This is a genomic window from Profundibacter sp., from assembly GCF_056498605.1.
Map to the genome: position 1 here is coordinate 1 of NZ_JBSMEZ010000135.1, position 8,751 is coordinate 8,751.

At 55.9% G+C, this 8,751-nt stretch carries 12 protein-coding genes; 7 read left to right on the plus strand and 5 right to left on the minus strand.

The genetic code is table 11. The features are described from left to right. The first annotated feature begins 272 nt into the window (after positions 1 to 272). Together ppk2 and ACWB12_RS13325 are read left to right on the plus strand one after the other, a co-directional pair. Positions 273 to 1,172 (plus strand): polyphosphate kinase 2, encoded by a 900-nt coding sequence (gene ppk2 / locus ACWB12_RS13320; protein ID WP_479530590.1) that lies wholly within the window; start codon positions 273 to 275, stop codon positions 1,170 to 1,172. Between the two features lie 189 nt (positions 1,173 to 1,361). Further along, complete coding sequence (locus ACWB12_RS13325) at positions 1,362 to 1,958, plus strand: class I SAM-dependent methyltransferase (protein WP_479530579.1); 597 nt, start codon at positions 1,362 to 1,364, stop codon at positions 1,956 to 1,958. A gap of 42 nt (positions 1,959 to 2,000) precedes the next feature. Here ACWB12_RS13325 and ACWB12_RS13330 read toward each other — a convergent pair whose 3' ends face one another. Then, positions 2,001 to 2,720, minus strand: coding sequence for a helix-turn-helix transcriptional regulator (locus ACWB12_RS13330; RefSeq protein ID WP_479530580.1), 720 nt, complete (start codon positions 2,718 to 2,720; stop codon positions 2,001 to 2,003). 87 nt (positions 2,721 to 2,807) lie between these two features. Here ACWB12_RS13330 and ACWB12_RS13335 point away from each other — a divergent pair, with 87 nt between their 5' ends. Continuing rightward, positions 2,808 to 3,203, plus strand: a complete 396-nt coding sequence (locus tag ACWB12_RS13335) for a RidA family protein (protein WP_479530581.1) — start codon at positions 2,808 to 2,810, stop codon at positions 3,201 to 3,203. 144 nt (positions 3,204 to 3,347) lie between these two features. Then, the gene (locus ACWB12_RS13340) at positions 3,348 to 4,682 is read left to right on the plus strand and encodes an MATE family efflux transporter (RefSeq protein ID WP_479530582.1); all 1,335 of its coding nucleotides are present in this window, start codon (positions 3,348 to 3,350) and stop codon (positions 4,680 to 4,682) included. Between the two features lie 64 nt (positions 4,683 to 4,746). On the opposite strand, the gene ACWB12_RS13345 is transcribed toward ACWB12_RS13340, so the two are convergent. The 3 genes from ACWB12_RS13345 to ACWB12_RS13355 are packed head-to-tail and all read right to left on the minus strand — an operon-like array spanning position 4,747 to position 6,791. Next, positions 4,747 to 5,154: a rhodanese-like domain-containing protein gene (locus tag ACWB12_RS13345; protein ID WP_479530583.1), complete on the minus strand. Its 408-nt coding sequence runs from the start codon at positions 5,152 to 5,154 to the stop codon at positions 4,747 to 4,749. A gap of 12 nt (positions 5,155 to 5,166) precedes the next feature. After that, the gene (locus tag ACWB12_RS13350; protein ID WP_479530584.1) at positions 5,167 to 5,577 is read right to left on the minus strand and encodes a hypothetical protein; all 411 of its coding nucleotides are present in this window, start codon (positions 5,575 to 5,577) and stop codon (positions 5,167 to 5,169) included. An 11-nt stretch (positions 5,578 to 5,588) separates the two neighbouring features. Further along, the gene (locus ACWB12_RS13355) at positions 5,589 to 6,791 is read right to left on the minus strand and encodes a pyridoxal phosphate-dependent aminotransferase (RefSeq protein ID WP_479530585.1); all 1,203 of its coding nucleotides are present in this window, start codon (positions 6,789 to 6,791) and stop codon (positions 5,589 to 5,591) included. Between the two features lie 86 nt (positions 6,792 to 6,877). On the opposite strand from ACWB12_RS13355, the gene ACWB12_RS13360 reads away from it, so the two are divergent. The 3 genes from ACWB12_RS13360 (at position 6,878) to ACWB12_RS13370 (ending at position 8,132) form a co-directional block, all read left to right on the plus strand. Then, the gene (locus tag ACWB12_RS13360; RefSeq protein WP_479530586.1) at positions 6,878 to 7,300 is read left to right on the plus strand and encodes a helix-turn-helix domain-containing protein; all 423 of its coding nucleotides are present in this window, start codon (positions 6,878 to 6,880) and stop codon (positions 7,298 to 7,300) included. Beyond that, positions 7,300 to 7,560 (plus strand): FAD assembly factor SdhE, encoded by a 261-nt coding sequence (locus ACWB12_RS13365; protein ID WP_479530587.1) that lies wholly within the window; start codon positions 7,300 to 7,302, stop codon positions 7,558 to 7,560. Before ACWB12_RS13360 ends, ACWB12_RS13365 begins: the two co-directional genes overlap by 1 nt. Before the next feature lie 74 nt (positions 7,561 to 7,634). Continuing rightward, positions 7,635 to 8,132 (plus strand): MarR family winged helix-turn-helix transcriptional regulator, encoded by a 498-nt coding sequence (locus ACWB12_RS13370; protein ID WP_479530588.1) that lies wholly within the window; start codon positions 7,635 to 7,637, stop codon positions 8,130 to 8,132. Between the two features lie 20 nt (positions 8,133 to 8,152). Here the strand turns inward: ACWB12_RS13370 and ACWB12_RS13375 are convergent. Then, a partial coding sequence (locus ACWB12_RS13375) for a DUF1194 domain-containing protein (protein ID WP_479530589.1) occupies positions 8,153 to 8,751 on the minus strand: 599 nt, incomplete at its 5' end.

Here is an 8,751-nt window from a genome sequence, read left to right on the forward strand (position 1 = left end):
GCGCATAAGATGCCTTATGCTAAAACTTAAAATCTCTGGGCCGGAAGGCCGTGCCGGTTCGATCCCGGCCGCGGGTACCAAATGACTGTCCGGTTATGTGAAACCCCCTGAAATCCATGGTGAAACCTATTGACCCAAGTCAATGCGCCCATTGTGGTTTTGGGTTATAATTGCGCCACACCAGACATGACAGGAGACGCGCAATGACAACACCCGCACAACCCAAATCCAATGCAGCCGCCAAACCGGCAAATGCAGCCCCAAAACCATCGATGGAAACCGCCAAAGTGACGGCAAATACCCCGTCCTCATTCCCCAATGTGACGCCGGACAAAATCCGCCAAGCCTTTGAAACCGGCGAATACCCATATGATGTGAAGATGGCTAAAAAGGAATACGAGGCAACAAAGGCCCAATTACAGGCCGAGCTGCTGAAGGTGCAGAAATGGGTGAGCGAGACGGGCCAGAAATTCGTCATGCTGTTCGAGGGTCGTGACGCGGCCGGTAAGGGCGGCACGATCAAGCGGTTCATGGAGCATTTGAACCCGCGTGAAGCCCGTGTCGTGGCGTTGAACAAACCCACCGACGAGGAGCGCGGCCAGTGGTATTACCAGCGCTATATCCGGCATCTGCCGACCAATGGCGAAATGGTTTTCTATGACCGGTCGTGGTATAATCGGGCTGGCGTTGAGCGGGTGATGGGGTTTTGTTCGCCTTCCGAATATCTGGAATTCATGCGCCAAACGCCGGATATGGAGCGGATGATGGTGCGGTCCGGTATCCGGATGTACAAATACTGGTTTTCAGTCACACGCGAGGAACAAAAGCGTCGCTTTGACAGCCGCAAGGATGATCCGTTGAAGCGCTGGAAGCTGTCGCCGGTCGATCTGGCGTCGCTTTCGAAATGGGATGATTATACCGAGGCCAAAGAGGCGATGTTCTTTTACACCGATACGGCGGATGCGCCGTGGACGATCATTAAATCCAACGACAAGAAGCGGGCGCGGATCAACACGATGAAGCATTTCCTGTCGACCATTGAATACCCCGACAAGGATTATGACATTGTGGGCCAGCCTGATCCGCTGATTGTGGGCCGCGCCAGCCATGTGGTGCATGGCTCAAACCATATCCTTGGCGCGTCGCTGCATCCGGACCAGCGCAAAAGGTAACCAAGTTTTGAGGTGATACCTCTGGTATTACCCCGCGCCTTGCCTATTTAATGGGGGAAAGCGCGGGGTATTTTTTGGCAAATCCAATCTATCTGGATCCACTCGAAGACCCGAACGCATTAACGACTGTTAACGCGGCCTCGGGCTGCCGAGTGAATACATGAGATTAATTGGATTGGATGCGCTGAGATGTGGAATGAACGGTATTCAAAGGCGGGCTATTTGTTTGGCACCGAGCCTGCGCAGTTTTTGGTTGAGCATCAGGCTTATCTGACAGCGGGCACCAAGGTATTGGCGGTGGCCGATGGCGAGGGGCGCAATTCGGTTTATATGGCCGGTAAGGGTCTGGATGTGGTGGCGATGGATGGCTCCTACATTGCGATTGAAAAGGCGCGTGCGCTGGCGATGGCGCGGGATGTTAAGGTCGAGTTTAACGAGGCAGACATTGCCCATTGGGAGTGGGCCGAGGCACAGTATGATCTGGTGATGGCGGTGTTCATCCAGTTTGTCGGACCTGTGCAGCGTGACGAGATATTCGCAGGCATGAAGCGCACGCTAAAGCCGGGCGGGGTGTTGATGCTGCACGGTTATACGCCGGAGCAGATTGAACTGGGCACAGGTGGTCCGCCCCATGTCGAAAACATGTATACGGACGATATGCTGGCGCAGGCATTTGGTGATTTCGAGGTGTTGGAATTGCGCAGCTACACGCGGCATGTGGATGAGGGCGAGGGGCATTCCGGCACCTCGGCGCTGATTGATCTGGTGGCTAGGAAGCCAGCATAGAGTGTGGGTTTGGTCGAGGGTAGATGTGGGCTTTGGGCAAGGTCAGAGATGTTGATCGTTAAAGGGGCAGACATCATCCTCAAATGGCACATAGCGTCGTCGGAACGGTGCGCCATTGATGAGTTCCGGTTTACTGATCCGATCCATGCGAAAATGCCGGAAATCTTCGCGAGCAGGATCCCAAGCCACCAAATACCACAATGGCGACAGGACTAACATGGCTTGAGGTTCGACCTCACGGCACGTTTCGACTCCTTTTGCGTCGCGGTATTGGAACCGTAAGCAGAGCCGCTGTAGAAATGCCGTCTCGAAGGCAGGAAGCAGTGCGGGATCAATTGGCCCTATATCCGATATGTCCTGTCGCGGTGACAGTTGACCAATATGCAGACAGTCTAGGAACCGGCGCAGATCGTGCACTTTGTCTGCCGGAAGGGCCTTCTCGATCTTGGCAAGCCCGGCATCTGCGAGATCAGAAAATGGCAAGCTCTGAGCCGCTCGCATGGCTGCCACGCTGATGAGAAGTGCGAATACCTCGGCCACGGATAATCGCGCGGTGGTCTGAACCGATTGTGGGTCAAGTTGCACACCACCCCCGCGCCCGCTTTCGGAATGGATTACAAAGCCCTGATCGCGCAGCGCGCAAATATCGCGCAGGACCGTCCGCCGCGATGCCCCGACTTCCCCGGCCAGATCATCAATCGTCGACGTTCCGTTGCGGCGAAGGGTGCGCACGATGGCGTCATGGCGGAGGCGAATATTCATTTCTTCACCTTAGTACTTTCGGTGACATAATTTGTCACCAATTTATTCTAAGTTGTGAGCATAGAATTCAACAAGGAGACTTTGATAATGAAACGTACACCTGTAAACCCTTGGGACTGGTCCCTGAAGCTTGGCTACAATCAGGCCGAGATCATCACGGACACATCGCGCCAGTTGATCTGCGCCGGCCAAACCGCTGTCGATGGCGCGGGCAACCCCCAGCATCTCGGTGACATGCGCGGCCAGATCAGCCTGGCACTGGATAATCTAGAGGCGGTGTTGGCTGGCGCGGATATGAACTTGAGCAACATCATCCGGCTTGGTGTCTTTACAACCGATGTGGATGAGGCGCTGAAGAACTTTGATCTACTCGGAATGCGTTTTGGACCGATCCAATGTGCCCCACCGATGACATTGCTTGGCGTGACCCGACTCGCAATCCCGAGCTTGCTGTTCGAAATCGAATCCACCGCCGAAGCCTAAGGTCGTTCGCGGGGTCAAGCAGCCTTTGTCTTTGGTGGTTTGTATGGTGCAAGATATTGTCTGTCTCTGCGATTTGTCCCACCTGATATCCAGCCGCTTGCCAAAGCTATTTTTCCACCCTAAGCCTAGGGCATGGCGACAGATATGACATACCGCGCGCATGCTCGCGCCACGCTACTGCTTGGCCTTCCGTTGATCGGCAGCCATCTGGCGCAGTTTGCTATTCATATGACTGATACGCTGATGCTGGGCTGGTATGATATCAAGGCGCTGGCGGCGGTGACCATTGCTGGCTCGTTCTGGTTTTTGCTGTTCATCATGGGGTCTGGATTTGCCTTCGCAGTTGCACCGATGGTGGCCAGTGCCGAAGCGAGCGGTGAGGGCACACAGGTGCGCCGTGTCACCCGCATGGGCATGTGGATTTCACTGATTTACGGTGTGGTGGTGCTGCCGTTGATGTGGTGGTCCGGCCCATTGCTGGTCCTGATGGGACAGGACGTTGAAATATCGCAAATCGCGCAAGAATATTTGCGCATCACCTGTCTGGGCACATTGCCGGCCCTGATGGTGATGGTGCTGAAAAACTATCTGGCAGCGTTAGAGAGGGCCGGCATTGTGCTGTGGATTACATTGTCCGCCGTGGTGCTGAATGCGCTGGTGAATTACGCGCTGATTTTCGGGAATTTTGGTGCGCCCGAGTTGGGGGTGAAAGGCGCCGCGATCTCGTCCCTGTTGATGCAGAGCCTGTCGTTCATTGCCTTGGCGATCTATATCGTTCGCAAGATGCCCGAACACGCGATGTTCCAGCGGTTCTGGAGGATTGACCGCGAGGCGTTTGGCGCGGTGTTCCAGATGGGTTGGCCGATTGGCATGACCAATCTGGCCGAGAGTGGGTTGTTCACCGCGTCCGCCGTAATGGTCGGCTGGATCGGCACGGCGGAACTGGCGGCGCATGGGATTGCGCTGCAACTGACGGCGATTACATTCATGGTGCAGGTCGGGTTTTCCAATGTGGCGACAATTCGGGCGGGGCAGGCCTATGGCAAGCGCGATGCGCTGGGGGTAAAGCGCGGGGCGCAGGTGGTTTTGGCGATGTCGGCTGTGGTGTCGGTGTTCGTGGTGATTACGTTCCTGACTGTCCCCGCGCCATTGGTCGGCGCGTTCCTTGCGCCGGACGATCCAGAGCGCGGGTTGATCATCGGGATCGGTGTCAGCCTGTTGGCGGTGGCGGCGTTGTTCCAGTTCGCTGACAGTGCACAAGTGATGGCGCTGGGCCTGTTGCGCGGGGTGCATGACACCAAGGTGCCGATGATCATTGCTGCGGTGGCCTATTGGCCGCTGGGTCTGTCTGCCGGTTATCTGCTGGGGTTCACCTACGGGTATGGCGCGGTCGGGGTCTGGATGGGGCTGGTTGTCGGGCTGGGGGTGGCTGGTGTGTTGATGATGTATCGGTTCTGGACGTCGGGCGTTCGGATATAGTCGGGTGTTGCGCCGAAGAGAATTTATGCCTGCGGCGCGGATATTTATGGAACGAAAATGAGGGTTAGCTGGATTTTTCCAGATAGGGATTTTTGACCGGAGTGGTGTCTAGTCCCTGTTCCACCCACGCGCTGTAGCCGCCTTCAAGGTGGCAGACGTTTTCCACGCCCATATCCTGTAAATCACGCGCGGCAAGGGCGGAACGCCAAGCCGAGGCGCAGAACAGCACGATCTTTGTCACCCCGTCGAAATCCTTGCGATAATACTGACAATCGGGGTCGATCCAAAATTCCAGCATGCCGCGTGGGGCGGACATGGCACCGGGGATGGTGCCGCTGCGCCAGAGTTCGCGGATGTCGCGCAGATCGACGAACAGCACGCCGTCCTGACCGCGTATCTCGTTGGCCTTGGTCGGGGTGATGCGTTCAACCCGCGCGTTGGCCTCGTCAATCAGCTGTTGGGCAGTTTTCATCGCACAGGTGTCCTAGTCATCATTGCCGCGCATCATCCGGTCGGCCTTTTTGCGCACCAGAACCGTGCGCAGGTCGTGCATCGCCAATAGCAACGCGTCGGTGATGTCTTCGAGCTGTTCGTCATCCGCTTTGGATTGCACCCACTGGGTCGTGATGTTCAGGTAGTCCACAGCGCGGTGGATATCATCAATGTCACGCGCCGCGAGCAGCTCCATGCGGGCCTGCATCCAGTCCTCGATTGCGGTTTTGTCATCTTCCGACAGGATGCGGTCGCCGTGCGGTTTATATTCACCGTTTTTGATGTTGATCACGGCGATCTGGTCCATATCAATGCGTCGCTGCCGGTTCTCGGTATCAACCCGAAACACAACGGCCCCGTTCTCGCGGACGCGGAAATAATAGTCTGGTAGCTCTGCGGCCATGAATGCCCCTGTTAGTGTAGACCCGCACAAAAGGTCTGGATACGGTTGCAGGCCTCTTGCAGGGCCTCATCTGACGTAGCGTAGCTTACTCTGAAGTTTGGCGAAAGCCCGAAGGCCGCCCCGAACACTACCGCAACGCCGGTTTCTTCCAGCAGCGCGGTTGCGAACACCTCGTCAGTGGTGATTTTCACGCCGCCCGCTGATGTTTTCCCGATGCAGCCCGCGATGGACGGGTAGACGTAGAATGCGCCATCGGGGGTGGGGCAAGTGATGCCCTTGGCCTTGTTTAATGCTGCAACCACCATATCGCGGCGGCGTTTGAAAATTTCGTTATTGGTGGCGATGAAATCCTGTGTGCCGTTCAGCGCCTCGACCGCGGCCCATTGGGATATGGTGCACGGGTTGGAGGTGGATTGCGACTGCACCTTGCGCATCGCCGCGATCAACGTTTCCGGCCCCGCCGCATAGCCAATGCGCCAGCCGGTCATTGCGTATGCTTTGGATACACCGTTACAAGTCAGGGTGCGGTCGTACAGGCCGGGTTCAACTTGGGCAGGGGTGGTGAATTCAAAATTGTCAAATACCAGATGTTCATACATATCATCGGTCATCACCCAGACGTGTGGGTGGCGCATCAAAACGTCCGTCAGCCCCTTTAGTTCGTCACGGGTATAGCCAGCGCCCGTCGGGTTGGAGGGCGAGTTGAAGATCAGCCATTTGGTTTTGGGCGTGATCGCGGCCTCTAGTTGGGCCGGTGTGATTTTGAAATCAGCCTCAAGGGTTGCCTCGATTGTTACGGGTGTGCCACCCGCCAGCAGCACCATATCGGGGTAGCTGACCCAATAGGGTGCGGGGATCAGCACCTCGTCGCCCTCGTTCAGGGTGGCGACCAGCGCGTTATAGAGCGTTTGCTTGCCGCCAGTGCCGACAGAGACCTGCGCGGGCACATAATCCAGTCCATTGTCGCGTTTTAGTTTGGTGCAAATTGCCTGTTTCAATTCGGGGATGCCGTCGGGGGCGGTGTATTTGGTTTTTCCCTGGTCAATCGCCCGCTTGCCGGCCTGTTTGATGTTGTCTGGTGTGTCGAAATCAGGTTCGCCTGCACCAAGGCCGATCACGTCCCTGCCAGCCGCCTTCAACTCGGCTGCCATGGTTGAAACGGCAATGGTGGGAGATGGTTTTACACGGGCGAGCGTTTCAGACAGGAAAGACATGGCAGACTCCGGTTTAATGTAGTTGCCTGATGTCTTAGGGTGCGCAAGAAACCTGATCAAGCGGTTTGGCAAAAAGCGAGAATGAAATGAATGACCCAGTGGTAGACGACCATACCGAAGACACCGAAACAGACTGGTATTCAGAGGATCAGGCGACATTCGGCGATCGCGTGGTCGGCGCACGCGAGGCGATGGGATGGAGCCAGAAAGAGCTGGCCAAGCGTCTGGGAGTGAAACTGAAAACCGTGCAAGGGTGGGAAGATGATTTATCCGAGCCGCGGGCCAACAAGCTGCAAATGCTGGCCGGCATTTTGAACATTTCACTGGTGTGGCTGTTGACGGGGGATGGCGAGGGGGTAGCCGAGCCGCATAATGATGCAATGTTGCCAGCGGATGTTATGGAATTACTGTCAGAGATGCGCCAGTTGCGCAGCCGGATGAAGGAAAATATAGACCAGATGGGGCGCCTTGAGAAACGCTTACGCACCGCAATTCCGAGTCATTTGTAATGTCGGAAAGCAATCAGGATCGCCTGAAACGTCTGAAAATGCGGTCATGGCGGCGCGGCACCAAGGAAATGGATATGGTGCTTGGCCCCTATAGTGATACGGAATTGGTGGCGCTGAATGAGGCGCAGATCGTTTTGTATGACGCGATGCTGAACGAGAATGACCATGATTTATATCAATGGGTTACGGGGCAGGTGCCGACGCCGGATACCTATCTGGACCTGCTGACGGAGATTTCAAAATTCGCCTTTAAGTCATAATTTTCACAGTTTAACCGAATGTTTGTGATTTATCTGCATTGTCACCGCTGAGCAGTTATCGGCGGAGAGAAATAATGAGTGTACATTCAAACGTGGTGACCCAGTCGCAACAGGGTTTTATCGCGGGCTATCTGGAAACATTGGCAATGGTGGAGCGGTTGCACCGTCTGTTGCTGGACGTGATCAAGGACGAATTCGAGCGGGTCGGCGTGTTGGAGATTAACGCGGTGCAAGCCCTGTTGTTGTTCAACATTGGCGACAACGAGGTGACGGCGGGCGAATTGAAATCGCGCGGTTATTATCAGGGGTCTAACGTGTCCTATAACCTGAAAAAACTGGTCGAGATGGAGTTTATGCACCATCAGCGATGCGAGATTGATCGCCGCTCGGTTCGAGTGCGGTTGACGGAAAAGGGCCGGCATATTCGCGATGTGGTGGCAGAACTGTTTGCGCGCCATGCGGACGGGCTTGAGGCCAAGGGCGTGTTGGGCAATGACGGGATTGAAGAAATCAACACGTCGTTGCGCCGGATGGAACGGTATTGGTCCGACCAGATCCGCTATATCTATTGAGTGGCGGCAAAGACTGGTGGTTACTGTGCGGGGCCCAACTGACTGACGGTTAGCCCCTGCAATTCGCGCAACAGTTTACGCACCATTGTGGTTTGAAACCGGTCAAACCCGATGGCCTGCTCAGTAAAGGCGCCCGCGCCGTGGATGACCTCGGATTCGAAATACTGTGTCAGCAGTTCGATCTGGGAATTCTGGTCACTTTCGGCGCGTGTATTATCAACGCCGATCACCAGCGCATTGATGGTGATCTGGCCCATTTGCATATTATCAACCACATCACGCGGGCGGGGGCCGGAATTGGAGGGGCCATCGCCTGATAAATCCAGCGTGCGGGTCCAGCAACCGGATTTTTGAGCCAACAGGGCCGCGCCATAGATCATGCTGCTGCCAATGGCGGTGGACGGGTCGGTGGCGATGCGATTGCTGGCAAGCAGGCGGGTGGTGAAAGCATCCAGAGTTTGCTGGCTGTCGATCATGGTCCAGCCGATGATCAGGTGCTGATCGGCGGGTCCGCTCCATTCATAAACCGCCAATGTTACAGGGGCCGATGGCATCGCCAAAAGGGCGGCGCGCACGTCATTGTTTTGTAAGGCACCCGCCAGCCCGTCCAGTTGCAACC